Consider the following 25,049-nt stretch of genomic DNA (forward strand, 5'->3'; position numbering starts at 1 on the left):
GCCACTCGCTCCGGCGGCCGGGCGGTGCGGGTGCGGGGTCAGGTGGGGGTCAGGCGGCGGTCGACCGGCGGGAGACCAGCAGCGCCAGCAGCGCCCAGACGAGCGCGAGCGCGAACGCGCCCGCGAACGGCACCGGCTCGGCCACGGCCTCGGCGGCCAGCGCCGTGAAGACCACGCCGGCCAGCGCCACCGCCGTGGCTGCGCCCAGGGAGTCGGCGATGGTGACGGCGGCCGAGGCGGTGCCGTGCTGGGCGGGCGGCGTGCGCCCGAGCACGTTGGCCGTCACCCGCGGGTAGGACCAGCCCATGCCGGCCGCCGAGAGCAGCCACCCGCCGGCGGCCAGGACGCCGGCGGCGAGCCCGGGCAGCGGTGCCGCGGCGACGAGCACCTGCACCGCCACGCCCGCGACCAGGAGGGACGCACCGACCCGGAGGGCGCGGTCGTCGCTGACACCCGTGGCCCGCCCCTGCACCTGGGAGGCGGCCGCCCAGCTGGTCGCGGCCACGGTGAGCACGAGGCCGGCCACCGCGGGGGCGGCGCCGTACCGGTCCTGGAGGAGGTAGGGCAGGTAGGACTCGGCGGCGAAGTAGCCGCCCGCCACGAGGCCGCGGAAGGCGACGACGGCCGGGATCCCGCGGGACGCGCGCAGCGTGCCGGGCGGCAGCAGGGGCCGGACCGCGGCCAGCGCCACGAGCACCGCGGCGACGGCGACCACCGGCCGCGCCGCGCCCTCGAGCGCCGAGGCGAGGTTGAGGCCGAGCACGGCGCCCGCCACGACCGCGGCCAGCGCCAGGCGGGTCGCCGCCCGGGTCACGACGGGCCCGCCGTCGTCCGGCGTGCCGGTGTCGCGGTCCGGGGTCGGTGCCGCGCTCGATCCCGGGCTCGCCGCCGAGGCCCGCCGCAGCGCCGGCACGAGCAGCGCCAGCGCGAGGGCCGCGAGGACCACGACGCCGAGGAAGACCCAGCGCCAGCCGACGAGGTCGGTGACCAGCCCGGCCAGGAACGGGCCGACCAGCCCCGGCAGCACCCAGGCGGCGGCGAAGGCGCCGAGGATGCGGGAGCGGTCGGCCGGTGCGTAGACCTGCCCGACCAGCACGTACACCGTCACCTGCGCCGCCCCGCCGCCGAGGCCCTGGAGGAACCGGCCGACGACCAGCGCCGGCATCGTCGGTGCCAGGCCGGCCAGCAGCAGGCCCGCGGCGAAGGTGGCCACCGCGACCAGCATCGGCCGGGTGGCACCGACCCGGTCGGCCCACGCGCCGCCGGCGACCATGCCGACGATGCCCGCGGCCAGCGTCGCGGAGAAGGCGACGGCGAACAGCGAGCGTCCGCCCAGGTCGGCGGCCACGACGGGCATGACGGTCGCGACGGCGAGCGCCTCGAAGGCGATGAGGAAGACCAGCGTCAGGGAGCCGATCGTGGCCGAGCGGTAGGCCGGTGCCAGCAGCGAGGTGGGGGGCGGTGCGGGCTGCTGCTGGGTGGTCACCGGCGTGACGCTAGCCCCCGGCGACCCGCGCGGTGGTGCGCGGGCCGGGTCGTGGTCACCGGGCAGCCGCTAGGATGGCCTGCGCCACAGTGTCGTGCGCTCCCCACGTCCGCGCCGCCTCCCAGGCCCACGCAGCCCCGTGCTGCACCGGAGCCGGGTCGCCGCCCACCCCCGGAGCAGCCCGCTGTGTCGCTTCCCGTCGATGCCCCCACGTCGGCCGACCCGCTCGAGCCCCCGCCCGTCGAGTCGCTGCCGGTCGAGACCCTGCCCGTCGAGACCCTGCCCGCCGACCCGGCACGCCCGGTCCCCACGCTGCGCACCGCGCACCAGCCCGGCCTGAGCGCGGCCTCGGCGGTGCTGGACGCGGCCGCGGGGCGCGAGGACGCCCAGCCCTACCCGGTGCCCACCAGCCCGCTGCGTCCGGTGGCTCGGCCCGTGGCGGTGATCGCCGAGGCGCTGCACCCGGTGACCGACGCCGAGCTGGGCCCGGGCGTCGACGTGCGTCGGGTGGACGGCGGCGACCGGGCCGCCCTCCTGGCCGCGGTGCGCGACGCGCAGGCGCTGCTGGTGCGCTCCGGCACCGTGGTCGACGAGGAGCTGCTGGCGGCCGCGCCGCGGCTGAAGGTCGTGGCCCGGGCGGGCACCGGCCTGCGCAACGTGGACGTGCGGGCCTGCACGCACGCCGGCGTCATGGTGGTCACCGCGCCCACCGCGAACCTCGTCTCCGCCGCCGAGCTGACGGTCGGCCTGATGATCGCCGCGGCCCGCCGCGTCGGTGCCGCGCACGCGTCGCTGCGGCACGGCGAGTGGCAGCGCGACCGGTTCGTCGGCACCGAGCTGCACGGCAAGACGCTGGGCATCCTGGGCCTCGGGCGCGTGGGTGTGCTCGTGGCGCAGCGGATGGCGGCGTTCGGCATGCGGCTGGTCGCGCACGACCCGTTCGTCCAGGCGGGGCGTGCCGCCCAGCTGGGCGTGCAGCTGGTCGACCTGGACACCCTGCTGCGCGAGTCCGACGTCCTCAGCGTGCACCTGCCCCGCACCACCGAGACGCTGGGCCTGCTGGGCCGCGAGCAGCTGGCCCGGGTCAAGCCCGGCCTGGTGCTGGTCAACGCCGCCCGCGGCGGCATCGTGGACGAGTGCGCGCTCTACGACGCCCTCCTCGAGGGCCGGGTCGGCGCCGCGGGCATCGACACCTTCGCCGAGGAACCGGCCGCGGGCAACGCCCTGCTCGCCCTCGACAACGTGGTCGCCACCCCGCACCTGGGCGCCTCCACCGAGGACGCCCTCGAGAAGGCCGGGCGCTCGGTCGCCCGGTCCGTGCGACAGGCGCTCTCCGGCGAGCTGGTGCCCGACGCGGTCAACGTGCACGGCGGGGTCATCGCCGAGGAGGTGCGCCCCTCCATCGGGCTCACCGAGCGCCTCGGGCGGCTGTTCACCGGGCTCTCCGGCGGCAGCGCCGTCTCCATGGACGTCGAGGCGCGCGGCGAGCTCGCCGACCACGACGTCCGGGTGCTCGAGCTGGCCGCGCTCAAGGGCGCGCTCTCCGGCGTGGTGCTCGACGACTCGGTCAGCTACGTCAACGTCTCGCTCCTGGCGGCCGAGCGGGGCACCGCCGTCCGCCTCATCACCGATCCCGAGAGCCCCGACCACCGCACCCTGGTGACCGTGCGCGGCACGCTGGCCGACGCCCACCAGGTCTCGGTCTCGGGCACCCTCGTGGGCACCGGGGAGCGACAGCGGCTGGTCGCCGTCGACGGGATCGACCTCGACGTGGAGCTGGCCGACCACCTGGCGTTCCTGCGGCACCCGGACCGCCCGGGCACCGTGGGCGTCCTCGGGCAGGTGCTCGGCGCCGCCGGCGTGAACATCGCCGGCATGCAGGTGGTCCGGCTGGACGGGGAGGTGCTGGTCGCCCTGGCCCTCGACTCCGCGGTGCCCCAGCCCGTGCTCGACACCCTCGGCAACGCCCTCTCCGCGTCCTGGGCCCGCACGGTCAGCCTGGTCTGACCGGCGCCGCGGGTGCAGGCTGTGCCCGTGGAGCAGGCCCTGTACACGGCCCTCGGCGGCGCGGACGTCGTCGCCGCGCTCGCCCGGGCGTGGCACGCCCGGGTGCTGGCCGACCCGGTGGTGAGCCACGCCTTCTCGCACGGGTTCCACCCGGCCCACGAGGACCGGCTCGCCGCCTACCTCGGCGAGGTCCTGGGCGGGCCGGCGACCTTCACCGGTGGCGCACGCCCGCTGGGCACCGAGTCGCAGGTCGTGCGCGACCACTCCGGCAACGGCGAGCACCCGGAGATGGACGACCGGGCGATCGCCTGCTGGCAGGCCGCGCTCGTCGACGTCGGCGTGCCGGAGGACGCTGTGCTGCACGCCCGGCCGCGGGACTGGTTCGCCTGGGCCACCCGCGTGCAGATGGCCGCCTATCCGCGCAGCGCCGAGGACGTCCCGGAGGGCCTGGCGCGGCCCACCTGGACGTGGGACGGGCCGCCCGCGGGCTGACCGGCGCCGTGGGTCCGCGGGTCCCGACCCGGTCTCAGGCGACCGTCATGCGCTCGGGCCCGCGGGCACCGGCCGGCGCCCCGTGCAGGGTGTGCGCCCACGCCGCCGCGAGGCGCGGCACCGCGTCCGCGAGCTCGGCGGCCGGCCGCGTCCAGGCGATGCGGACGTAGCGGGACAGGCCCGTCTCGATCGCGAACACGGGCCCGGGGGTGATCGCGACGCCGCGCTCCTCGGCGGCCGCCGCCAGCGGCACCGCCAGCGGCGCGGGCAGGGCGCACCACAGGGAGAGCCCGCCCGCCGGCACCCGGAAGCGCCAGGACGGCAGGTGCTCGCGCAGACCGGACACGAGGGTGTCGCGCTGCTCGCGGAGCCGGTCGAGGTGGCCGGGCAGCACCGGCCCGGCGTCCAGCAGCCGGCGCAGCACGAGCTGCTCCATCACCGGGGTGCCGAGGTCGAGGCCGAGCCGGGCCCGGAGGAGGTCGTCGACCAGCGCGTGCGGGGCGCGGACCCAGCCCAGCCGCAGCCCGCCCCAGTAGGCCTTCGCGGCGCTGCCGAGGCTGATCGCCCCCGGGGCGTGGGCGGCCAGGGGGAGGGGCAGGTCGACGTCGTCCAGCGCGATGGCGTGGTGCGCCTCGTCCACGACGGCGGTGGTGCCGGCGGCGGCGAGGTGGTCGGCCAGCTGGGCGCGCTGCTCGTCGGCCATGAGGTGGCCGGTGGGGTTCTGGAAGTCGGGCACGAGGTAGGCCAGCGCGGGCCGCACCTGGCGCAGCCGGGCACCGATCTCGTCCATCGCCCAGCCCCCGGCCTCGCCCTCGACGGCGCCGCTGTCGACGGGGGAGGGGAGCACCCGCGCGCCGGCGGTGCGCAGCGCCTGCACGGCGTTGGGGTAGACGGGGGACTCGACCAGCACCCGGGTGCCCGGCTGCGTGAGGGCCACGCTCACCAGCGCCGAGGCGGCCAGGGCCCCGGGGGTGACGACGACCTGGCGCGGGTCGGTGGGCAGGCCGCGGCGGGTGTACTGGGCGGCGATCGCTTCCTGGAGCACCGGCAGGCCCGCCAGGAAGTACCCGTGGCCGCCGAGGTAGGCGGGGAGGTCGGTGGCCGCACCGGCGAAGGCCTCGGTGAGGCCGGGAGCGGCCCCGGTGGCCGCGCAGCCGAGGTCGATCTCCTCGTCCATCCGCGGGGAGAGCGCGTGGTCGTGGGTGACCGAGCGGCCGCCGGGCACCCGGGTGAACGTGCCGGAGCCCTGGCGCGCGGCCGCGTAGCCGCTCTCCCGCAGGCCGGCGTAGGCGCGCGCCACGGTCGTGCGCGAGAGCCCCAGCGCCGCGGTGAGGTCGCGCTCGCTGGGCAGCCGGACGTCGTAGCCGATGCGGCCGTCGCCGATCAGCAGGCGCAGGGACGCCTCGAGGGAGGCGTACGCGGGGCCGCCGTCGAGCGGGCCGACGAGCGCCGCGACGCGGCCTGCCGAAATGGACTGCTGCATGCAGGCCACTGTCTCAGAATTGGCTCTTCCTGGCCAGGCCAGTGCTCCCACATCCTCGAGGGGTGACCACGACCTCCGTCCCCCGCCCCGCGTCCCAGCAGCCCCTCCTGCTGCCCGCCCACCTCGGTCCGCTGGCCCAGCTGCGCACCGGCCGCCTGGCGCGCCGCCTCCCGCAGCTGCTGGTGGGGCTCTGGCTCTACGGGGCGTCGCTCGCGCTGATGGTGGCCTCGGGGCTCGGCGTGCCCCCGTGGGGCGTCCTGGACGTGGCGGTCTCGGCGTACCTGCCGCTGACCCTGGGGGAGACGATCGTGCTGACGTCCTTCGTGGTGCTGCTGCTGTGGCTGCCGCTGCGCGAGGTGCCCGGCATCGGCACGCTCGCCAACGCCGTGCTGGTGGGGCTCTCGACCGACGCCACGCTGGCCGTGCTGCCCGGCTCGCTCGGGCCCGACGCCGCGCTGGGCGTGCGGGTCGCGCTGGTGGCCGCCGGCGTGCTGCTCAACGGCGTGGCGACCGCGCTGTACATCGGTGCCCAGCTGGGTCGCGGACCGCGCGACGGGCTGATGACCGGCCTCGCCCGCGTCTCCGGACGCTCGCTCCGCCTCGTCCGCACGTGCCTGGAGGTCGTCGTCGTGCTCGTCGGCCTCGCCCTCGGCGGCCCCCTGGGTGCGGGCACCGTGCTCTACGCGCTGGCGATCGGACCGCTGGCCCAGCGCCTGCTGCCCCTGGTCGCGGTCCGCCTGGACGTCCCCGCGCCGAGTCGGCAGTAGCTTGCTGCCGGGTCACTGCCGAGTCGGCAGTAACTTGCTGCCGGTGGCTCTCAGTGGCGGGTGGCGACCACGCAGGCGGCGTCGGGGGCGACCATCACCTCGACGGCGGTGAACCGCTCGTCGGTCAGCCAGTCCTGGCGCAGCGTGTCGACGCGGCCGTAGGAGATGGGCGGCCAGAGCTCGCAGGGCGTGAAGTCGTCGAGGACGACGAGGCCGCCGGGCTCGACCAGGTCGGCGATCGCGTCGGTGCCGACCTCGTCCGGGGCACCGGAGTCCAGGAAGAGCAGCGAGTAGGGGCCGCGGTCGCGCAGGCGCGACCAGTCGGCCGCCAGCACCTCGACGCAGGGGTCGTCGGCGAAGATCTCCGAGGCGAACCCGGCCAGCCGCGCGTCCAGCTCGGCGGTGACGATCTGGGCCTTGTCGTGCCGGACGCCGCTGCGCAGCCAGGCGGTGCCCACGCCGCAGCCGGTGCCGAACTCGGCCATGGTGCCCTCCCGGGTGGCGGCCAGGGTCGCCAGGAGGCGCCCCGTCTCGTTGCGGCAGAACGAGACGTAGCCGGCACGGCGGGAGACCTGGAAGGCCCGCTCGACGACGTCCGGGAGGTCGGGTGGCGCGCTCACGTGGACCAGTGTCCCACCACGTGAGCCGCGTCTCGCCACGCGGACAACATCCGAAATGCGGTGTCCCGCGTCCGCTCACCGGTTATGGTGCTCTCATCATGACGCGCATCCTTCTCGTACTCCTCCGCCACGGCGAGGCCCGGCAGGCCTGACGACCTGCCCCAGAGGCCCCCTCGCCGTGGTGACCGGCGCGGGCAGGGACTGCGCACACGGCCTCGCACCGGCACATCACCGTCGATGAGCCCGATCCGTCCCTTTCCTATCCATCTCTCAGGACTCCTTGAGGGTGGCGAGGGACGGTCGATCCCCAGGACAGCAGACGACGCACGAGTCGAGGAGCGAACACCGATGTACGACATGTACCCCGAGGGCTGGGGCCCCGCCGCGCACGACCCCGCCAACCCCACCAGCCGTGAGGCGGTCCAGCGGTCTCTCGACCTGCGGGACAACGGCGGGGAGCGACCCGACGACAACTAGGCTCGTCGGCATGACGAGCACCACGGCGCAGGCCGCCTCCACCACCGAAGCCACCGCCCCGGCAGCCGGGTTCATCGACCTCGCGGTCATCGAGGGCGACGGCATCGGCCAGGAGGTCGTCCCCGAGGCCCTCAAGGTCCTGGAGGCGGCTGCGCCGTCGGGCGTCACCTTCAACCGCACCGCCTACGACCTCGGCGCCGAGCGCTACCTGCGCACCGGCGAGGTGCTGCCGGACTCGGTGCTGGAGGAGATCAAGGGCCAGGGCGCCATCCTGCTCGGCGCGGTCGGCGGCAAGCCCGGCGACCCGAACCTGCCCCCGGGCATCCTCGAGCGAGGCCTGCTGCTGAAGCTGCGCTTCGCGCTCGACCACTACGTGAACCTGCGCCCGAGCAAGATCTACCCGGGCAGCGTCTCGCCGCTGGGCGAGCACGTGCTCAAGGGCGAGGACGTGGACTTCGTCGTCGTCCGCGAGGGCACCGAGGGCCCCTACACCGGCAACGGCGGCGCCCTGCGCGTCGGCACGCCGGCCGAGGTCGCCACCGAGGTCAGCGTCAACACGGCCTTCGGCGTGGAGCGCGTCGTCCGCGACGCCTTCGAGCGCGCCAGCAAGCGCCCCCGCAAGAAGCTGACGCTGGTCCACAAGACCAACGTGCTGGTCAACGCCGGTGCGGTCTGGTGGCGCCTGACCCAGGAGATCGCTGCCGAGTACCCCGACGTCACCGTCGACTACATGCACGTGGACGCGACGATGATCCACCTGACGGTCAACCCGCAGCGCTTCGACGTCATCGTCACCGACAACCTGTTCGGCGACATCGTCACCGACCTGGCTGCCGCGATCACCGGCGGCATCGGCCTGGCCGCCTCGGGCAACGTCAACCCCGACCGCACCTACCCGTCGATGTTCGAGCCGGTCCACGGCTCCGCGCCGGACATCGCCGGCCAGCAGAAGGCCGACCCCACCGCCGCGATCCTCTCCGGCGCGCTGCTGCTCGACCACCTCGGCCACCCCGACGCCGCCGCCGCGGTCGAGAAGGCCGTCCTGGCCGACCTCGCCGACCGGGGCGCCGAGCCGCGCACCACCTCCGCGATCGGCGACGCGATCGCCGCCCGAGTAGCCGGCTGACGCCCGAGGACGTCCGCCGCGCACCGCCGGGGCCCCGCAGCACGCGGGCCTGACCCCGACCCTCGCGACACCGACGACGTCGGGCCGCCGCACCGCCGACAGGCGGGTGCGGTCGCCCGACGTCGGCGCTTTTACGCCGCCGTCCCCGCACGTCAGGCCACCGCAGGCCCGCCGCACGACCCCTGACCCTTCTGCGCGGACAGGGTGACGACGCGCTCCAGGCAGCCCCTGCCGACGCGGCACCCCTGTCTCACCACGAGAGAGACCCACTAACGTGACCCCCATGCAGATCAGCACGACCGTCTCGGACCACCCCGTCGACGACGCCCGGCTCGCCGAGATCTTCGCGAACCCCGGCTTCGGCACGTACTTCACCGACCACATGCTCACGGTCGAGTGGACGCCGGACGCCGGCTGGCACGCGGCTCGCATCGAGCCCTACGCGCCGCTGTCGATCGACCCCGCCGCGGCCGTGCTGCACTACGCCCAGGAGATCTTCGAGGGGATGAAGGCCTACCGGCACCCCGACGGGTCGGTCTGGTCGTTCCGCCCCGAGGCCAACGCCGCGCGCATGGCCCGCTCCGCCGAGCGCCTCGCGCTGCCCGTCCTGCCCGAGGACGAGTTCGTCGAGTACGTCGACGCCCTGGTCCGCGCCGACGAGCGCTGGGTGCCGACGTCCGAGGGCGCGAACGAGAAGAGCCTCTACCTGCGCCCCTTCATGTTCGCCTCCGAGACCTTCCTCGGCGTCCGGCCCTCGCAGCACGTCACCTTCATGGTGATCGCCAGCCCCGTCGGCTCCTACTTCAAGGGCGGGGTCAAGCCCGTCACCATCTGGCTGACCGAGCAGTACTCCCGCGCCGGCCGCGGGGGCATGGGCGCGGCCAAGACCGGCGGCAACTACGCCGCCTCGCTGGTCGCCCAGCAGGAGGCCTCGGCCCACGGCTGCGACCAGGTCGTCTTCCTCGACTCCACCGAGCAGAAGTACGTCGAGGAGCTCGGCGGCATGAACCTCTACTTCGTGCACGCCGACGGCCGCATCGTCACCCCGGCGACCGGCACGATCCTCGAGGGCATCACCCGCGCCTCGATCATCACGCTGGCCGAGAAGATGGGCTACACCGTCGAGGAGCGGAAGTTCTCCATCGATGAGTGGAAGGACGGCGTCGCCTCCGGCGAGATCACCGAGATCTTCGCCTGCGGCACGGCCGCCGTCGTGACGCCCGTCGGCGAGCTGCGCTGGGACGGCGGCTCGCTGCCCTCGGCCCCCGTCGGCGAGGTCGCCATGGAGCTGCGCAAGCAGCTCGTCGACATCCAGTACGGCCGCGCGGACGACGGCCACGGCTGGATGCACAAGATCTGCTGAGCCCACCCGCACTGCTCGACGCCCGTCCCGGCCCGCCCGGGGCGGGCGTCGTCGTGTCGGGGGCGCCGCACCCTCGCCGGTACCCTCACGCCCATGAGCGCCCAGCCCACCGACCGCGGTGACCGCACCGGTCCCCAGCGCGTGGGGCCCTACGAGCTGATCACCAAGCTCGGCGAGGGCGGCATGGGCGTGGTCCACCTCGCGCGCACGCCCGAGGGCGACCGCGTCGCGCTCAAGGTGCTGCGCCCGCACGTGGTCGGCGACGACGAGGGACGGCAGCGGCTGGCCCGCGAGGTCGCGTCCCTCGGACGGGTCCACTCCCGCTGGGTGGCGCCGGTGCTCGACGCGGACCCCTGGGCGACCGTGCCCTACGTCGCCACCCGGTACGTGCCGGGCCTCTCCGTGCACGACCACGTTGCGGAGGAGGGCCCGATCCGCGGCGCCGACCTGCTGTGGTTCGCCGGCTGCCTCGCCGAGGGCCTGGCGGCCGTGCACGGTGCCGGCGTCCTGCACCGCGACGTCAAGCCGTCCAACGTGCTGATGGAGGGCCGAGCGCCCATCCTCATCGACTTCGGCCTCGCCCGGCTCGCCGAGGACTCCCGGCTGACCCGGACCGGCTTCCTGCTCGGCACGCCCGGCTACGTCGCACCCGAGATCCTCGTCGGCGAGGACGCCAGCGCCGCCTCCGACGTGCACGCGTGGGCCGCGACCGTCGCCTACGCCGGCACCGGCCGCGCCCCGTTCGGCCGCGGCCCGATCGAGGCGGTGCTCGACCGCGTCCGCCGGGGCGAGCACGACCTGACCGGCCTCGAGGGCGACCTGCGCCGGGTCGTCGAGGTCTCCCTCGACCCCGAGCCCGACCGCCGTCCGACCCTCGACCAGCTGCTGTCCTGGTTCCGCGCCCAGGGCGTGCCGTCCCGGCCGGCCACCGTGGCCGCCGACCCCGTCCCCGACACCCAGCCGCTCGGCCCGGCCTCGCACCCCCAGGACACCACTCGCGTCGTCCCCGTCGCCGGTGCTGCCGCCGGTGCTGCTGCCGGTGCCGCTACGAGGGCCGCTGCCGCCGAGCCCACGCTCGTGGAGGAGGCGCCCCACACGCAGGTGCTGCCCGAGGACCGGTACGACGACCGGTACGAGAGGGACGACGAGGACACCGGGGACGCTGAGGGCACCGGGGACGACGGCGACGACCTGGACGGCCTGCGCTGGGGCGGCTGGGGCGAGGAGGAGACCGAGCCGGAGCCGCCCGTCCGCGTCGGCGCGGGGGAGCGGCTGCGCCGCGGCCTGCTGTGGCTGGCGCTCGCCGCCGCCGTCGGGGCCCTGCTCTCGGCCTACCCCTACCTGGTCGGTGCCGGCCTGGCCGCGGCCACCTGGCTGCTGCGCGGGGCCTCCCGCGGTGCCAGCCGGGTCGACGAGCGCCGGGCCGAGCGCGGCAGCCGCTGGCACGACGGGCCCCGTCGCGTCGTGGGCCTGCCCTGGGACCTGCTCCAGACCCTGCCGTCGACAGGGCTGCTGCTCCTCTGGTCGGTCGGCTGGGCCGTGGCGGCCGGTCTCGTCTGCTACGCGGCCGCCGTGGGCCTGCCGCGCACCGCGCTCGTCGGCGGTGTCCTGCTCGTGCTGGCTCTGGGCGCCGGCCCGGGCTCCGAGCGGGTGCGTCGCCCGCTGCGTCGCGTGGTGCAGCCGCTGTCGGCGGGCGTGGGCACCTGGCTGGTGATGCTGGTCGTCCTGGCCGCGCTCGCCGGGGCGGGCACCACCGCCGTGCTCGACGGCGGCCCGGACTGGTCCCCGGCAGGGGGAGCGCCCTGGCGGAGCGTCACGCTGCCCGACTGGCTCGTGGGCTGACCCCACGTCCGTCCGCTCCCGGCGTCCCGCGCTCCGCGGTACCGGCACCTGGACGCGACCGCCGCCACCGCCTCGTCGTGGCACACTGGGGGCGTGCCCGACCAGCCGGTGACCCACATTTGCCAGCGCGTCGCGCTCCTGGGCTGACGCCCACCGACGGAGCACGACGCGCGCCACCTCTCGTTCGCGAGAGGTTTTTTTGTGCCCCGACCGCGGGGCGCCACCGGGCGGGAACGAGAGATGCGAGGAGAGACCATGGCGGCCGACGACGCCTTCCACGTCTACGACACGACCCTGCGTGACGGGGCCCAGCAGGAGGGGCTCAACCTCTCCGTCGCCGACAAGCTCTCCATCGCCCGGACCCTCGACGGTCTCGGCGTCGGCTACATCGAGGGCGGCTGGCCCGGCGCCAACCCGAAGGACACCGAGTTCTTCCGGCGCGCGGCCTCCGAGCTCGACCTGCGCCACGCCACGCTCGCCGCGTTCGGGGCCACCCGCCGCGCGGGCGTCGCGGCCGCCGACGACCCGCTGGTCGCCGCGCTGCGGGACTCGGGCGCGCAGGTCGTCACCCTCGTCGCCAAGTCGCACGACCGGCACGTCGAGCTGGCGCTGCGCACCACGCTGGAGGAGAACCTCGCGATGGTGCGCGACACCGTCGCCCACCTCACCGCCGAGGGCCAGCGGGTCTTCCTCGACGCCGAGCACTTCTTCGACGGCTACCGTGCCAACCGCGCCTACGCGCTGGAGGTGCTGCGCACCGCCTACGAGGCGGGCGCCGAGGTCGCGGCCCTGTGCGACACCAACGGCGGCATGCTGCCGACCTGGGTCGGCGACGTGGTCAACGACGTGGTGGAGACGACCGGCGGCCGCGTGGGCATCCACTGCCACAACGACACCGGCTGCGCGGTGGCCAACTCGCTGGCCGCCGTGGACGCGGGTGCCACCCACGTCCAGGGCACCGTCAACGGCTACGGCGAGCGGACCGGCAACGCCGACCTCGTCACCGTGGTGGCCAACCTCGAGCTCAAGCTCGACCGGCCGGTGCTGCCGCCGGGCAAGCTGGTGGAGGCGACCCGGACGGCCCACGCCGTCGCCGAGGTCACCAACGTGCCGCCGGCCTCGCGCCAGCCGTACGTCGGCACCAGCGCCTTCGCCCACAAGGCCGGCCTGCACGCGTCGGCGATCAAGGTCGACCCCGACCTCTACCAGCACATGGACCCCGCCGGCGTCGGCAACGACATGCGCCTGCTGGTCTCCGACATGGCCGGTCGCGCCTCGATCGAGCTCAAGGCCCGCGAGCTGGGCTTCGACCTCTCCGAGGACCGCGACCTCGTCAGCCGCATCACCCAGCGCGTGAAGGTGCTGGAGAACCGCGGCTACACCTTCGAGGCCGCCGACGCCTCCTTCGAGCTGCTGCTCGAGGAGGAGGTCAACGGCCACCGGCCCTCCTACGTGGACGTGGAGTTCTGGCGCGTCATCACCGAGACCGGCCCGGCCGCCGGCCCCGGCTCGGACGCGCTCTCCGAGGCGACCGTCAAGCTGCGCGCCGGCGGCGTGCGCTACGTGGTGACCGGCGAGGGCAACGGCCCCGTCAACGCCCTGGACCAGGCGCTGCGCAGCGCCATCGGGCAGGCCTATCCCGAGGTCGCCAAGCTCGAGCTGGTCGACTACAAGGTCCGCATCCTCGACCAGGGCCACGGCACGGACGCGATCACCCGGGTGCTCATCGAGACCTCGGACGGCGCCGGCACCTGGGTGACGGTCGGGGTGGGCCCCAACGTCATCGAGGCCTCGTGGGAGGCGCTGCTCGACGCGGTCACCTTCGGCCTGCGTCGGCACGAGCACTGACCACGCGCCCGGCCAGGTCCACCCACGCCGCGACCACCCGCTCGACGGGCAGGTGCTCGCGGTCGACCTGCTGGACGAGCACCGGCACCTCCAGGGGTGCCAGCAGGGCGGTGGCCAGCAGCGGCAGGTCTCCCGCCACCCCGAGCTCGCCCAGCAGGTGACGCACGTGCAGCGCCATGAAGGACGAGGCCGCCGCCGAGCGTGAGCCGGTCGCGTCTCCCGCGGCGCGGATGAGGTCGGCGTGCAGCAGCGTCGTCCGCAGCCGGGACTCGCCGAAGGCGACCAACCGCTCCCACGGCGGTGCCCCGGGGCCCAGCGGCGGCTCGCCGCCGAGCACGGAGGCCTGCCAGTCGCGCTCGGAGAGGTCGAGCACCTGGGCCATCAGCCCCTCGCGCGAGCCGAACCGGCGGAAGACGGTGCCCTTGCCGACGCCGGCCCGGTGGGCCAGGCACTCCATCGTCAGCGAGGAGGTGCCGCCCTCGGCGACCATCCGCACGGCCTCGCGCAGCAGCGCCTCGCGGTTGCGGGCCGCGTCCGCGCGCTCGGCCGGGACGGCGTCGGCGAGTGGCAGCAGCGGGCGCGTCATCGGCCCAGCCTAGGCGGCGCGGGGTGCCCGTGTGGTGGAGAACACCGCACTGCGACGTGCATGCAGGGCGAGACGGGGAACAAGAACCGGACCACGGTCCGTTAGTTTAATCGACAACTGTCCCCGATATTCAGCACTGCTGAGTCAGGAGCCCCTTCCTCATGACGACCCGCGTCGCCGTCCTCGTCGGCAGCCTCCGCGCCGCCTCCCTGAACCGCAAGCTCGCCGAGTCCCTCGCCTCGCAGGCGCCGGAGGGCGCCGAGCTGTTCCTGGTCGAGGGCCTGGAGAAGCTGCCCTTCTACAACGAGGACATCGACACCGACGACGTCGACTCCTCCGTCCTCGCGCTGCGCGAGGCCGTCGCCGGCGCCGACCGCGTCCTCGCCGTGACCCCGGAGTACAACGGCACCATGCCGGCCGTCCTCAACAACGCCCTCGACTGGCTGTCCCGCCCCTTCGGCGCCGGCGCGATCAAGGGCAAGCCCTTCGGCGTGATCGGCCTGGCCCCCAGCCCCTACGGCGGCCAGTGGGCCCACGGCGACACCGCGCGCTCGGCCGGCATCGCCGGTGCGGTCGTGGTGGAGGACGTGACCGTCTCCCAGAACTACCTCGAGACCGACGTCTTCACCGACGAGACCGTCCAGGCCAAGCTCCGGGGCGCCGTCGCCAAGCTCGTCTCCTACGAGGTCGCCGCCGCCTGAGCGACCCCTCTCCTCGTCACGACCCCGGGACCCGCCACCCCTGAAGCGGGTCCCGGGGTCGCGTCGCGTCCGGAGGGGTGCCGGCCTGAGGGGTGCCGGGGGTCCTGCGGACCTGCCGGGAGCCGCCGGTCGCGGAGTACGGTGCCCGCATGAGCGCGCTGCACGACCTCACCGCGCTGGAGCAGGGCGCGCTCGTGGCCGCCGGCGAGCTGACGCCTCTGGCGCTGGCCGAGCACTACCTGGACCGGGCGGCCCGTCTCGACGACGTCGGTGCCTTCGCCACGCTGGCCACCGAGCGCGCGCACGCCCACGCCTGGCACCTGACGCAGCGGGGCCGACCCGCCGACGCCGGGCCGCTGTGGGGCGTGCCCACTGCCGTGAAGGACCTCAACGCCACGGCCGGCGTCCGCACCACCTTCGGCTCCGCCGCCTACGCCGACTTCGTGCCGGAGGTCTCCGACTCGGTGACCCTGTCGCTGGAGGAGGGCGGCCTCGTCTGGCTCGGCAAGACCGCGGCGCCCGAGTTCGGCTCGCCCTGCTACACCGAGCCCGCGGGCCTGCCCGCGGCCGTCACCCCCTGGGACCGGGGCCGGATGGCCGGCGGCTCCAGCGGGGGAGCGGCGGCCGCGGTGGCGGCGGGCCTCGTGCCGCTGGCCCAGGGCTCGGATGGCGGCGGGTCGATCCGCATCCCGGCGTCCTGCTGCGGCCTCGTGGGGCTCAAGCCCTCGCGCGGGCGCGTCAGCGGAGCGCCGCTGTACGGCGAGCCCACCGGCCTGGCCACCTCGGGGCCGATCGCCCGCACGGTGCGCGACGCCGCGGCCCTGCTCGACGTGCTGGCCGTGCACCGCGCCGGTGACCCCTACCCGCCGCCGGCCGGCCCCGCGTCCTTCCTCGGCGCCTGCGACGAGGCCCCCGGACGCCTGCGCGTGGCTCGCTTCGCCGAGCCGGTCATCACCGACGCGCACGTGCACACCGACGTCCTGCAGGCCTGGGAGGACGCCTCCGACCTGCTCCGTTCGCTCGGCCACGAGGTCGTCGACGTGCCGGTGCCGCTGCCGCGGGAGGCCGTGGCGACCTTCGAGACCTGCTGGGCGGTGCTCACCGCGCTCTCCCCGGCGCCCGCCGGCCGCGAGCACCTGCTGAGGCCGCTCACCACCTGGCTCGCCGACCGGGGCCGGGCGGTCAGCGGCCCCGAGTTCGGGCTGGCGCTGGGCGCCATGCGCCGCCACGCCGCGACGGCGCTCGAGGCCCTGGCCGGCTTCGACGCGGTGCTGACCCCCACGCTGGCCGACGTGCCGCTGCCGGTGGGCGCCATCCGCGACGACGAGCACCCGGAGGCCGACTTCGAGGCGCAGAAGCGGTTCACGCCCTGGACGTCGCTGTGGAACGTCACCGGGAGCCCGGCCGTCTCCCTGCCCCTGCACCAGACGCCCACCGGCCTGCCGGTGGGGGTGATGCTGGCCGCCCACCCGGGCCAGGACGCCACCCTGCTGCGCCTGGCCGCGCAGGTCGAGACCGCGGCGCAGAAGCAGGAGGCCACCGCCTGGCACCACCGTCGCCCGCCGGGCTGGGAGCGTCCGTGAGCCGCGTGCCCCTGGTGCCGACGGCGCACCTGGAGGCCGGTGTCCGCGACGGCGCGCGCCGACTCTGCGTGCAGGCCTTCGACGGGTCGTTCTCCTCGGAGGACTGGACGCACGCGCTGGGCGGGCTGCACGCGGTGCTCCTGCACGGGGGCTGGTCGGAGGGCGGGTCGGGCGGCAGGTCACAGGGCGGCGGCCGCGCCGGGGAGGGTCGCCGGGAGCCGGTCGCCCCGGTCGTCGCCCACGGCGCCCTGGTGGCCCGCCGGTTCCTGCACGGCCCGCCGGGGCGGGAGCGGTCGCTGCGGGTCGGGTACGTCGAGGCGGTGGCCGTGGCGAGCGACCTGCGCCGCCGCGGCCTGGCGAGCCGGGTGATGGAGTCGCTGGAGTCACTGGCCCCCGGCCACGACCTGCTCGCCCTGTCGGCCTCCGCGCAGGCCCGGGCGCTCTACCTGGCACGCGGCTGGACGCCGTGGGCCGGCCCCACCGCCGTCCTGACGCCGTCGGGGGTGCAGGCCACCCCCGACGAGGACGACGGCGTGCTGCTGCTCCCCGGCACCCTCGACCCAGCCGCGCTGGACCGGGCGCACCCGCTCGTGTGCGACTGGCGGGACGGCGACGTCTGGTGAGCCGCCCCTGAGCCTGCGCCTCGGTCGGTCCTCCAGCCCGCCCGGCCTCAGTCCGCCAGCCCCCGGGCGGCGAGCGCGTCGCCGGTGTCGTGGGCCCGCTTGACCACCCGGATCACGAACGGCACCAGGAACGCGCGCGGGTGCCGGCCCAGCCCGCGGGCGCGGGCGGCGTCCCGGGTCTCCCAGGCCAGGCCCAGCGTGGTGGGCAGCGCGCTCACGGCCAGCGAGAAGGCCAGGGCGAACCGCTCCGGGTCCACGCCCACGCGCCGCAGCGGGCCCAGCCAGCGCACGATCGCGTCCAGCATCGCGTTGACCGCGGTGGTGGCCGTGACCACCGAGGCGCACAGGGCCAGGCCCAGTAGCAGCAGCACCGTGCGGGCCGCCTCCGCGGGGCCGGCGAGCAGCACCTGGAGCACGCCCAGCACCAGCAGCGGCAGCAGCAGCGGCCGCACCGTGGCCCGCACGTCGGCAGTGCGCAGGCCGGCGACACCCCCCGCGACCAGCCCCAGTGCCACGGCGCCGCCGGCGGAGGCGATCCCGAGCCACGCCGGCTCGTCGAGCAGGACGACGACCGCCGAGGTGACCACGAGCCCGCCGAGCTTGGCGCCGACCGGCGCCCGGTGCAGCACGCTGCTGCCCGGCCGGTGCAAGGCGACGACCTGCGGGACGCTCACGCCGGTGCGCCCCCGCCCAGCGGGGCTCCCTCGAGCACGCTGGCCACGTAGGCGTCCACCGCCTCGGGGGCGGGCGCGTCCAAGGCGACGCGGCCGTCGACCACGACCAGGGCGCGCTCGCAGCGGCGGGCGAGGTCGAGGTCGTGGGTGAGCAGGACCAGGGTCTGCTCCAGGCCCAGCAGGGTCTCGCCGACCAGCCGGGCGTTGGCCAGGTCGAGCAGGGTCGTGGGTTCGTCGGCCACGACGACGTCCGGCTCGGTGGCCAGCACGCCGGCCAGCGCGAGCATCTGCCGCTGGCCGCCGGAGAGCGTGTGCACGGACTGGTCGGCGCGCTCGGCGAGGCCGAAGCGCTCCAGCACGGCGAGGGCGGCGGCCCGGCGCTCGCGGCGCGGCACCAGCCGCCGCAGCGACAGCTCCACGTCCTCCACGCAGGTGGGCATGACGAGCTGCGCGGCCGGGTCGGTGAAGCAGAACCCGACGCGGCGCCGGACCCGGGCGGTCTCGCGCGCCACGTCCGTGCCGTCGACGAGCACGCGTCCCGTGGTGGGTGTGACCAGGCCGTTCAGCAGCCGGGCGAGCGTGGACTTGCCGGAGCCGTTGGGGCCGATGACCGCGACGCGACGCTCGGTGAGCACGACGGTGGTCGGGTGCAGCACGACGGTGCCGGAGCCTGCCGTGGTGCCGGGTCCGGGGGCGGTGACCCCGGCGCCGTCCAGCTCGAGACGGGTGCTCAGGGCTCAGCCCCGGGCGAGCAGGCGCGGGAACGCGCGGTGCACGGGCACCGCCACGAGGGCCACGAGCGCGACCTTGATCAGGTCGCCGGCCCAGAACGGCGCGTCGTAGGAGAAGGCGGTCACCCAGTCGACGCCGAAGTAGACCTTCATGCCCGCGACGCCGCCGAGGTGGTTGACCACGGTGGCGAGGACGCCGCCGACGACCACGGCGATGCCGAGGGCGAGGACGCTGCCCGTGCGGCGGGCGACGAGGGCGACGGCGAGGCCGATCACGGCGGCGGCGACCGGGAACGTGAACAGGTACCCCGCGCTGGCCCCGACGAAGGGAGCGAGGCCGCCGGCGTGGCCGGAGAGCACGGGCAGGCCGACGGCGGCGAGCACCAGGTAGAGGGCGACGGCGAGGAAGCCGCGCACCGGGCCCAGCAGGGCGCCGGCCAGCAGCACGCCGAAGGTCTGGAGGGTCAGGTTGATGCCGGAGCCGCCGAGCGGGAACCCGCCGAGCACGGCGCAGACGGCCACGAACGCGGCGAACGCGGCGACCAGGGCGAGGTCGGTGGCGCCGAGGCGGCGGCGGGCCGGGGCGGGGGCGGACTGCTCGGTCATGGTCATGGGTGGTCCTTCGTGCGGGCCTACCTGAACGTTGTTCAGGGTGAACGGCGTTCAGGTTAGGGTGGGGGCCGCCGGTCCGGCAAGCGGACCCGCACGGTGAGGAGGAGGCCCGCGCGTGGTGCACGCCCGCAGCGACGTCGTGAGCACGGCCCTGCGCGTCCTCGACGCCCACGGCCTGGCCGACCTCACCATGCGGCGGCTGGCCGCCGAGCTCGACGTCCGCCCGTCCGCGCTCTACCACCACGTCGCGGACAAGCAGACGCTGCTGGCCGCGGTCGCCGACGAGCTCCTGGCACGCGGACGACGGCCCGCCACCGCGCAGGCCTGGCCCGACCGCGTCCGCGAGGTGGCCGTGGGCCTGCGGGACGCGCTGCTGGCCTGGACCGACGGCGCCGAGCTGGTGGGCACCGTGGTGGGGTTCGGCCTGGGCGGCACGGCACCCCTGCGCGACCTGGAGGAGGCCCTGGCCGGCTCCGGGCTGCCCGACGACCTCGTGCCCGTCGCCGCGCGCACCGTCTGGCACTTCACCCTCGGGCACACCTGGGAGGAGCAGACCCACCTCCAGGCCGGGGCCGCCGGTGCCATCCCGGACGAGCCGCTGGGCACCCGCGACCCCGGCGCCGCGTTCACGGCCGGCCTCGGGCTCGTCCTGGACGGGCTGCGGGCCCGTGCCGATCGGAGCACCGGCCAGACCCTCACGGCCGGGTGAGCAGCCTCCCCACCTCCCCGGCCGCGCTCGCCGCGGCGTCGGCGGCGCCCTCGGGTCGGTGCAGCGGGTTCTCGAGCGTCCCGGCGTAGAGCAGCGACGAGGCCTGGTCGGCGATGTCGACCATCTGGCGGGCGTCGCGCAGCTGGAGCCGGTTCAGGCAGGAGTGCGGGAACCGCGGCCGCTGGAGGCCCACGGCGGCGACGGCGTCCGCGAGCTCCGGGTGGTCCGCGGCGTGCCGCTCGAGGCAGCCGGCCGCCTCGTCCCAGAAGTCGGCGACGGGCAGCACGCCGGCGCCGTCGAGCACGGCGGCCAGGTGCCGCAGGAAGCCGTCCACGACGTCGGTGAGGACGGCGAGGCACCGCTCGTCCGGGTCGACGCGCGCCCGGGCCCGCGCTGCCCCGGCGGGCAGCGGCCGGTCGGGGGAGAGCAGCGCCACCTCCTCGCCGAGGTCCTTCATCACGCAGCGCACGGGGGCGTGGTCCACCAGGGCGACCAGCAGGTTCTCGCCGTGCGGCATGAACGCGAGGTCGTGCGCGAGCAGGCAGTGGGCGACGGGTCGCAGGTAGGCGTCCAGGTAGCGCGCGACCCAGGCGCGCGGCTCCAGGCCGGAGGCGCGCACCAGTGCCGCGGCGTAGGAGTCGCCCGCCGCGTCCCGGTGCAGCAGCGCAGCCATCGTGACGACCCGCTCCCCGGGGCGGGCGGCGGAGGCCGGGCTCTCGCGCCACAGGGCGGCGAGCATCTTGCGCTGCGGGGCGCCGGGGGCGTGGCGGTGGAAGACGTCGCCGGTGTAGCCCGCCGCGGCCACCTCGCGCAGCACCTGGAACCCGCGGCCGTGGAGCTCGGGGTCGCCCTCGACCACCGAGGCGACCCAGTCGCTGACCGCGGGCGTGGCCTCCATGTAGGCGGGAGACAGCCCGCGGGTGAAGCCCATGTTCTGGATCGCCAGGGCCGTCTTCACCTGCACGCGCCGCGGGTCGTCGAGGTCGGTGAAGGTGCGGATCGACTGCATCGCCTGGTAGCGCGTCAGGCCCTCGCCGAGCGGCACCAGGTCCCGACGGGCGACGTCGGGGGCGAACGTGACCGCCACCTTCGCGTCCCACTGCCACGGGTGCACCGGCAGCAGCAGGTAGTCCGCCGGGTCCAGCCCGTGGCGGCGCAGCCGCGCGTGCAGGACGTCGCGCTCGCGGCCGGGGCCGAGCACGGGGAGGTCCTGCGCCGACCAGCCGCGGCCCAGCCACAGTCCGGAGGCGGCCCGGCGGGCCGCGACCCAGTGCAGCCGCACGGGGCGGGCGGCGTCGGGGGACCAGGCCTCGTGGGCTGCGAGGCCGAGACCGATGCGGCCGCGGTTGGCGACGAAGCCGGGATGCCCCTCCGTGACCGCGGCCTCGACCTCGGCGTGCGTGGCCCCCAGGAGGTCCTCGACGCCCATGCGCGGGCGGTCCAGCTGCCAGCAGGTCCACGCCAGGGTGGCGGCCAGCTCCTCCAGGTAGACCGCGACCAGCTCGCCGCGCAGCCCCAGGGGCTCGGCGTGCTCCGCGACCAGCTCCTGCACGTCGAGCGGGAGGAACACGCCGTCCCGGGTGCGGGTGAGCGAGGCCGGGTCGAGGTCCCAGTGCTCCAGGGGCAGCCGGCGGGCGGTGAACCGGTACTCGGTGCCGTCCGGCGCGGTCAGCGTCCACGCGGGGGCGGACTCCCCGCCGCTTCCCCCGCCCGCCCTCACCGGCGTCGCCGGCCGCGGTGCCAGCAGCCGCTCGTGGCAGAGCTCCGCGATCGCCTTGGCCACCAGCTGTCGCTGGGCCCGCGCCAGGACGTCGGGGCGCAGGTGCGGCGCGGGGTCCCGCCCGCAGGCCCAGTCGGCCCGCTCCAGGAACGACAGCCGCGCGGTCTTGTCGGGCAGCCGGACCGTGCCGACCTCCACGAAGCCGGCCTCGGCGTTGAGCCGGGCGATGGCCTCGTTCCCGACGTCCGGCTCGACCACGACCCGGGCCACCCGGGGGTCGGCGAAGCAGTGCTCCAGGACGGCGGCCATCACCGCCCGGGTCAGCCCGGCGCGCGGGGGACCCACCGGAGGGGCCACCAGGAGGTGCATGCCCAGGTCGCCCTCGCGCAGGTCTGCGCCGACGTCGGCCAGCGGCGAGCGTGACGGGTCGTAGGTCTCGGCCAGGAACGTGGGCCGTCCGTCGACCCGGCCCAGCCAGGCGTCGTGGTGCGCCGAGGCGGCGATGTCCCGGTACTCCTGGTCCACGTCGGCCGCGGTGGCGTCCTGCATCTGCCAGAACCGGGAGCGCGGGTGCGTGACCCAGGCGTGCAGCAGGGCGGTGGTGCCCGGGTCGTCGGGCAGCGGCTCGAGGGTGACACCGGGCTGGGTCGGGGCCTGGGTCGGGGGCTGGGTCAGGTCGTGGGTGCTCATGCGGTCTCCGGGTGGGCTCGGCGCAGGTGGTCGGGGATGCCGAAGGTCTGGGTGGCGACGCGTTTCTCCACCGGGTAGACCTCGCGGCCGGTGAGGGCGTTGACGATGCAGGCGCTGCGGTGGGCGCCCATGCCGAGGTCGGGCGCGACGAAGCCGTGGGTGTGCTCCTCGCCGTTCTGTACGTAGACCTCGCCGCCGTGCACGTCCACGGCGTAGGTGTCGTCGGCCAGGTAGCGGCCGGCCTGGTCGAGCCGCAGGTGCGGGCGCAGGTCGTCCAGGAAGGCCGGAACGCGGGCGGCGTAGCCGGTGCCGAGCACGAGCCCGTCCGTGCGCAGGCCGAAGTCCTCGTCGGTCTCGTCGTGGTGCAGGCGCAGGTCGTAGGAGGTCCCGTCCCACCGGGCGTCGACGAGCGACGTGCTCGTCACCAACGTCGTCCGCGGCCCCTGCCCCTGCACCCGCAACCGGTAGTGCAGGTCGGAGATGGCGTCGACCAGGTCGCCGCTGATCCCCTTGTAGAGGCTGCGCTGCTCGCGCAGCAGCCGGGCGCGGGTGCTGCCGGGCAGGGAGCGGAAGTAGGCCGAGTACTCCGGCGAGGTCAGCTCGAGGGTGAGCTTGGTGTACTCCATCGGGAAGAAGCGGGGGCTGCGGGTCAGCCACACCAGGTCGTAGTCGTGCTCGGGGGAGGCCGCGAGGAGGTCCTGGTAGACCTCGGCGGCGCTCTGGCCGCTGCCGACGATCGTCACCGTGCGGCACGAGGTGAGCCGCTCGCGGGCGGGCAGGTAGCCCGCGGTGTGCACGGCCGGGCCGCCGGCGTCCCGCACGCAGGTGGGCAGGGTGGGCGAGGTGCCGGTGCCGAGGACGAGGCGGCGACCGCGCCAGGTCTCGCCGCGCGCGGTGGTGACCCGGTAGGTGCCGTCGTCCTCGCGTCGCACGTGGGTCACGCGCCGGCCGAGGTGGACGGACGGGAGCCGGTGCGCGACCCACCGCAGGTAGTCGTCGTACTCGCTGCGCAGCGGGTAGAACGACTCGCGCACGTAGAACGGGTACAGCCGGTCGCTCTCCTTGAGGAAGGAGAGGAACGACCAGCGCGAGGTCGGGTCGGCCATCGTCACCAGGTCGGCGAGGAACGGCACCTGCAGGGTCGACTCCGGCAGCATCATCCCGGGGTGCCACGACACCTCGTCGCGCGCCTCGAGGAAGACGGCGTCCAGGTCCGGCACCGGGTCGGCCAGCGCGGCCAGCCCCAGGTTGAAGGGGCCGAGGCCGATGCCGACGACGTCGTGCACCGGCTCGGTCCACGCGCTCACGCGGCCCGCTCCCCGGCCAGGGCCCGGGCGGTAGCGGCGACGGCGCGGGTCACCCCGAGCACCTCGTCGACGCCGGCCAAGGGGTTGAGCAGGGTCAGCTTGAGCCAGCGGCGGCCGTCGACCACGGTCGCGGCGACCACGTGCTCGCCTCGCTCCCACAGCGCGGCCCGGACGTGGGGCACCAGCGCGTCGACCTCGCCGGCGCCGAGGCCGGGCACGACCGGTCGCAGCAGCAGCGTGCTGAGCTCCGGGGCGGCGCGCACCTGGAGGTCGTCGACGGCGAGCAGGCGCCGATGGGTCTGGCGGGCCAGGTCGACCAGCGCGTCCACGAGGTCCCCGACGCCGTCCGCGCCCATGACGCGCAGCGTCAGCCACAGCTTCAGGGCGTCGAAGCGGCGCGTGGTCTGGAGGCTCTTGGTGACCTGGTCGGGCGCGGCTCGCCCGAGCCCGCCGCCGTCCGCGGGGTTGAGGTAGTCGGCGCGCGCGGCGACGTGTCGCAGGTGGGTCCGGTCGGCCACGACGACGGCGCTGCACGAGACCGGCTGGAACCACGTCTTGTGGAAGTCGACGGTCACCGAGTCGGCGTGCTCGATGCCGGCCAGCAGAGCCCGGTGGGAGGAGACGAGCAGCCCGCCGCCGTACGCAGCGTCGACGTGCACCCAGGCGCCGTGCCGGTGGGCCAGGTCGGCGACCTCCGTCAGCGGGTCGATCGCCCCGTGGTCGGTGGTGCCGGCGGTGGCGACGACGGCCATGAGCCGGCCGCCCGTGCGCGTCACCTCCTCCAGCGCGGACGTCAGGGCGGCGGTGTCCATCCGGCGCCGCTCGTCCACCGCGACCGGCACCACCGCCGAGGCGGGCAGCCCGAGCAGGCGTGCCGCGCGCTGCACGGAGTAGTGGCCGTCCGCCGAGACGAGCACCCGCAGGTCCTGCAGCCGGGCGCCGGACTGGCCGAGCGCGTGGTCGCGGGCGAGGTGCAGGGCCTGGAGGTTCGACTGGGTGCCGCCGGAGGTGAACACGCCGTCGGCCTCGGGCCCGAACCCGATCCGCTCGGCGGTCCAGGCGACCAGGCGCTGCTCGATGAACGTGCCGCCCACGCTCTGGTCGAAGGTGTCGAGGCTGGGGTTGACCCCGCTGATCAGCACCTCGGCGACCAGGGCGGGCACCAGTACCGGGCAGTTCAGGTGCGCGGCGAGGCCGGTCTCGTGGAACCAGGCAGTGTCGTCGAGCCAGATCCGGTCGAGCTCCTCCAGCGCCTGCTGCGGGCAGCCCAGGGGCGCGTCCAGGTCGACCTCGGCCACCAGGGCCGCGGCCCGTGCGGGGTCGAGCCCGGTCACCGGGCCGCGGACGCGGGCCAGCGCGTCGACCAGGTGGTCGACGGCCAGCCGGGCGGAGTCGGCGTAGGCGTGGCGGTGCGCGGGGTGGAGCAGCTGGCGCAGGTGCTCCTGCGTCCGTTCCTGCTGCGTCCGTGGCGGTGGGTGCTCGTGCTGGGCCTGGTGCTGGGGCTCGTGCGGGCCCTGGGTGCGGGCGGGGGTGTGGGCAGGGGTGAGGGACACCGATCAGCCTTCCGAGAGAAAGTAGGTAAGGCTTACCTAATCTCCGGAC

General features: G+C 75.7%; 22 protein-coding genes. 12 read left to right on the top strand and 10 right to left on the bottom strand.

Annotated elements, in window-relative coordinates; all coding sequences use genetic code 11:
* Nucleotides 1-49: 49 nt before the first annotated feature.
* Nucleotides 50-1,486, bottom strand: coding sequence for an MFS transporter (locus tag M8316_RS14165; RefSeq protein WP_250055567.1), 1,437 nt, complete (start codon nucleotides 1,484-1,486; stop codon nucleotides 50-52).
* Nucleotides 1,487-1,672: 186 nt separating this feature from the next.
* Between M8316_RS14165 and serA the strand changes: the two genes are divergently transcribed.
* Nucleotides 1,673-3,493 carry a phosphoglycerate dehydrogenase gene (gene serA, locus M8316_RS14170; RefSeq protein WP_250055569.1) on the top strand — a complete coding sequence of 607 codons (1,821 nt, stop codon included), beginning with the start codon at nucleotides 1,673-1,675 and terminating at the stop codon, nucleotides 3,491-3,493.
* A gap of 27 nt (nucleotides 3,494-3,520) precedes the next feature.
* Nucleotides 3,521-3,985, top strand: coding sequence for a globin domain-containing protein (locus M8316_RS14175; protein ID WP_250055571.1), 465 nt, complete (start codon nucleotides 3,521-3,523; stop codon nucleotides 3,983-3,985).
* A gap of 34 nt (nucleotides 3,986-4,019) precedes the next feature.
* On the opposite strand, the gene yczR is transcribed toward M8316_RS14175, so the two are convergent.
* Nucleotides 4,020-5,468 (bottom strand): MocR-like transcription factor YczR, encoded by a 1,449-nt coding sequence (gene yczR / locus M8316_RS14180; protein ID WP_250055573.1) that lies wholly within the window; start codon nucleotides 5,466-5,468, stop codon nucleotides 4,020-4,022.
* Between the two features lie 62 nt (nucleotides 5,469-5,530).
* Between yczR and yczE the strand changes: the two genes are divergently transcribed.
* Complete coding sequence (yczE, locus tag M8316_RS14185; protein WP_250055575.1) at nucleotides 5,531-6,235, top strand: membrane protein YczE; 705 nt, start codon at nucleotides 5,531-5,533, stop codon at nucleotides 6,233-6,235.
* 50 nt (nucleotides 6,236-6,285) lie between these two features.
* On the opposite strand, the gene M8316_RS14190 is transcribed toward yczE, so the two are convergent.
* Nucleotides 6,286-6,855 carry an O-methyltransferase gene (locus M8316_RS14190; protein WP_250055576.1) on the bottom strand — a complete coding sequence of 190 codons (570 nt, stop codon included), beginning with the start codon at nucleotides 6,853-6,855 and terminating at the stop codon, nucleotides 6,286-6,288.
* 348 nt (nucleotides 6,856-7,203) lie between these two features.
* Between M8316_RS14190 and M8316_RS20740 the strand changes: the two genes are divergently transcribed.
* From M8316_RS20740 to cimA, 5 genes are all read left to right on the top strand, one after another.
* Nucleotides 7,204-7,332 (top strand): hypothetical protein, encoded by a 129-nt coding sequence (locus M8316_RS20740; protein WP_272495245.1) that lies wholly within the window; start codon nucleotides 7,204-7,206, stop codon nucleotides 7,330-7,332.
* A gap of 10 nt (nucleotides 7,333-7,342) precedes the next feature.
* On the top strand, nucleotides 7,343-8,458 hold the full coding sequence (locus M8316_RS14195) for a 3-isopropylmalate dehydrogenase (protein ID WP_250055579.1): 1,116 nt from the start codon (nucleotides 7,343-7,345) through the stop codon (nucleotides 8,456-8,458).
* Nucleotides 8,459-8,741: 283 nt separating this feature from the next.
* Nucleotides 8,742-9,821 (top strand): branched-chain amino acid aminotransferase, encoded by a 1,080-nt coding sequence (locus tag M8316_RS14200; protein WP_250055581.1) that lies wholly within the window; start codon nucleotides 8,742-8,744, stop codon nucleotides 9,819-9,821.
* Between the two features lie 93 nt (nucleotides 9,822-9,914).
* Complete coding sequence (locus tag M8316_RS14205) at nucleotides 9,915-11,663, top strand: serine/threonine-protein kinase (protein ID WP_250055582.1); 1,749 nt, start codon at nucleotides 9,915-9,917, stop codon at nucleotides 11,661-11,663.
* Between the two features lie 255 nt (nucleotides 11,664-11,918).
* The gene (gene cimA / locus M8316_RS14210; protein WP_250055583.1) at nucleotides 11,919-13,511 is read left to right on the top strand and encodes a citramalate synthase; all 1,593 of its coding nucleotides are present in this window, start codon (nucleotides 11,919-11,921) and stop codon (nucleotides 13,509-13,511) included.
* Here the strand turns inward: cimA and M8316_RS14215 are convergent.
* The gene (locus M8316_RS14215; RefSeq protein WP_250055584.1) at nucleotides 13,480-14,097 is read right to left on the bottom strand and encodes a TetR/AcrR family transcriptional regulator; all 618 of its coding nucleotides are present in this window, start codon (nucleotides 14,095-14,097) and stop codon (nucleotides 13,480-13,482) included. The two genes, cimA and M8316_RS14215, sit on opposite strands and share 32 nt — an antisense overlap.
* Nucleotides 14,098-14,258: 161 nt before the next feature.
* On the opposite strand from M8316_RS14215, the gene M8316_RS14220 reads away from it, so the two are divergent.
* The 3 genes from M8316_RS14220 to M8316_RS21175 all read left to right on the top strand — a co-directional run bounded on the left by M8316_RS14220 (nucleotide 14,259) and on the right by M8316_RS21175 (nucleotide 17,004).
* Nucleotides 14,259-14,798 (top strand): NADPH-dependent FMN reductase, encoded by a 540-nt coding sequence (locus M8316_RS14220; RefSeq protein ID WP_250055585.1) that lies wholly within the window; start codon nucleotides 14,259-14,261, stop codon nucleotides 14,796-14,798.
* Between the two features lie 149 nt (nucleotides 14,799-14,947).
* Nucleotides 14,948-16,381, top strand: a complete 1,434-nt coding sequence (locus M8316_RS14225) for an amidase (RefSeq protein WP_250055586.1) — start codon at nucleotides 14,948-14,950, stop codon at nucleotides 16,379-16,381.
* The gene (locus tag M8316_RS21175; protein WP_250055587.1) at nucleotides 16,378-17,004 is read left to right on the top strand and encodes a GNAT family N-acetyltransferase; all 627 of its coding nucleotides are present in this window, start codon (nucleotides 16,378-16,380) and stop codon (nucleotides 17,002-17,004) included. The genes M8316_RS14225 and M8316_RS21175 overlap by 4 nt, the downstream gene beginning before the upstream one ends.
* 47 nt (nucleotides 17,005-17,051) lie before the next feature.
* On the opposite strand, the gene M8316_RS14235 is transcribed toward M8316_RS21175, so the two are convergent.
* The 3 genes from M8316_RS14235 to M8316_RS14245 all read right to left on the bottom strand — a co-directional run bounded on the left by M8316_RS14235 (nucleotide 17,052) and on the right by M8316_RS14245 (nucleotide 19,021).
* Nucleotides 17,052-17,678, bottom strand: coding sequence for a CbiQ family ECF transporter T component (locus M8316_RS14235; protein WP_250055588.1), 627 nt, complete (start codon nucleotides 17,676-17,678; stop codon nucleotides 17,052-17,054).
* Nucleotides 17,675-18,334, bottom strand: a complete 660-nt coding sequence (locus tag M8316_RS14240) for an energy-coupling factor ABC transporter ATP-binding protein (RefSeq protein WP_250055590.1) — start codon at nucleotides 18,332-18,334, stop codon at nucleotides 17,675-17,677. Before M8316_RS14240 ends, M8316_RS14235 begins: the two co-directional genes overlap by 4 nt.
* 81 nt (nucleotides 18,335-18,415) lie before the next feature.
* Entirely contained in the window at nucleotides 18,416-19,021 is a 606-nt protein-coding gene (locus M8316_RS14245; protein ID WP_250055592.1) for a biotin transporter BioY, read from the bottom strand.
* A gap of 115 nt (nucleotides 19,022-19,136) precedes the next feature.
* On the opposite strand from M8316_RS14245, the gene M8316_RS14250 reads away from it, so the two are divergent.
* Nucleotides 19,137-19,730 carry a TetR/AcrR family transcriptional regulator C-terminal domain-containing protein gene (locus M8316_RS14250; protein WP_250055594.1) on the top strand — a complete coding sequence of 198 codons (594 nt, stop codon included), beginning with the start codon at nucleotides 19,137-19,139 and terminating at the stop codon, nucleotides 19,728-19,730.
* On the opposite strand, the gene M8316_RS14255 is transcribed toward M8316_RS14250, so the two are convergent.
* Genes M8316_RS14255 through M8316_RS14265 form a run of 3 tightly spaced genes read right to left on the bottom strand, consistent with a single transcriptional unit; the run spans nucleotide 19,717 to nucleotide 25,000 of the window.
* Nucleotides 19,717-22,140 carry a GNAT family N-acetyltransferase gene (locus M8316_RS14255; RefSeq protein WP_250055596.1) on the bottom strand — a complete coding sequence of 808 codons (2,424 nt, stop codon included), beginning with the start codon at nucleotides 22,138-22,140 and terminating at the stop codon, nucleotides 19,717-19,719. The two genes, M8316_RS14250 and M8316_RS14255, sit on opposite strands and share 14 nt — an antisense overlap.
* Nucleotides 22,137-23,447, bottom strand: a complete 1,311-nt coding sequence (locus M8316_RS14260; protein WP_250055598.1) for a lysine N(6)-hydroxylase/L-ornithine N(5)-oxygenase family protein — start codon at nucleotides 23,445-23,447, stop codon at nucleotides 22,137-22,139. The genes M8316_RS14255 and M8316_RS14260 overlap by 4 nt, the downstream gene beginning before the upstream one ends.
* Nucleotides 23,444-25,000 (bottom strand): pyridoxal phosphate-dependent decarboxylase family protein, encoded by a 1,557-nt coding sequence (locus M8316_RS14265; protein WP_250055600.1) that lies wholly within the window; start codon nucleotides 24,998-25,000, stop codon nucleotides 23,444-23,446. The genes M8316_RS14260 and M8316_RS14265 overlap by 4 nt, the downstream gene beginning before the upstream one ends.
* Nucleotides 25,001-25,049: the final 49 nt, after the last annotated feature.

This window comes from Nocardioides bruguierae, from assembly GCF_023554635.1.
Classification (GTDB): Bacteria; Actinomycetota; Actinomycetes; order Propionibacteriales; family Nocardioidaceae; genus Nocardioides; species Nocardioides bruguierae.

Excerpts from the sequence above, each read along its gene's own strand:
- yczR (WP_250055573.1), bottom strand. The coding sequence starts at position 5,468 with ATGCAGCAGTCCATTTCGGCAGGCCGCGTCGCGGCGCTCGTCGGCCCG.
- M8316_RS20740 (WP_272495245.1), top strand. The coding sequence starts at position 7,204 with ATGTACGACATGTACCCCGAGGGCTGGGGCCCCGCCGCGCACGACCCC.
- M8316_RS14195 (WP_250055579.1), top strand. The coding sequence starts at position 7,343 with ATGACGAGCACCACGGCGCAGGCCGCCTCCACCACCGAAGCCACCGCC.
- M8316_RS14200 (WP_250055581.1), top strand. The coding sequence starts at position 8,742 with ATGCAGATCAGCACGACCGTCTCGGACCACCCCGTCGACGACGCCCGG.
- M8316_RS14205 (WP_250055582.1), top strand. The coding sequence starts at position 9,915 with ATGAGCGCCCAGCCCACCGACCGCGGTGACCGCACCGGTCCCCAGCGC.
- cimA (WP_250055583.1), top strand. The coding sequence starts at position 11,919 with ATGGCGGCCGACGACGCCTTCCACGTCTACGACACGACCCTGCGTGAC.
- M8316_RS14215 (WP_250055584.1), bottom strand. The coding sequence starts at position 14,097 with ATGACGCGCCCGCTGCTGCCACTCGCCGACGCCGTCCCGGCCGAGCGC.
- M8316_RS14220 (WP_250055585.1), top strand. The coding sequence starts at position 14,259 with ATGACGACCCGCGTCGCCGTCCTCGTCGGCAGCCTCCGCGCCGCCTCC.
- M8316_RS14225 (WP_250055586.1), top strand. The coding sequence starts at position 14,948 with ATGAGCGCGCTGCACGACCTCACCGCGCTGGAGCAGGGCGCGCTCGTG.
- M8316_RS14245 (WP_250055592.1), bottom strand. The coding sequence starts at position 19,021 with ATGACCATGACCGAGCAGTCCGCCCCCGCCCCGGCCCGCCGCCGCCTC.
- M8316_RS14255 (WP_250055596.1), bottom strand. The coding sequence starts at position 22,140 with ATGAGCACCCACGACCTGACCCAGCCCCCGACCCAGGCCCCGACCCAG.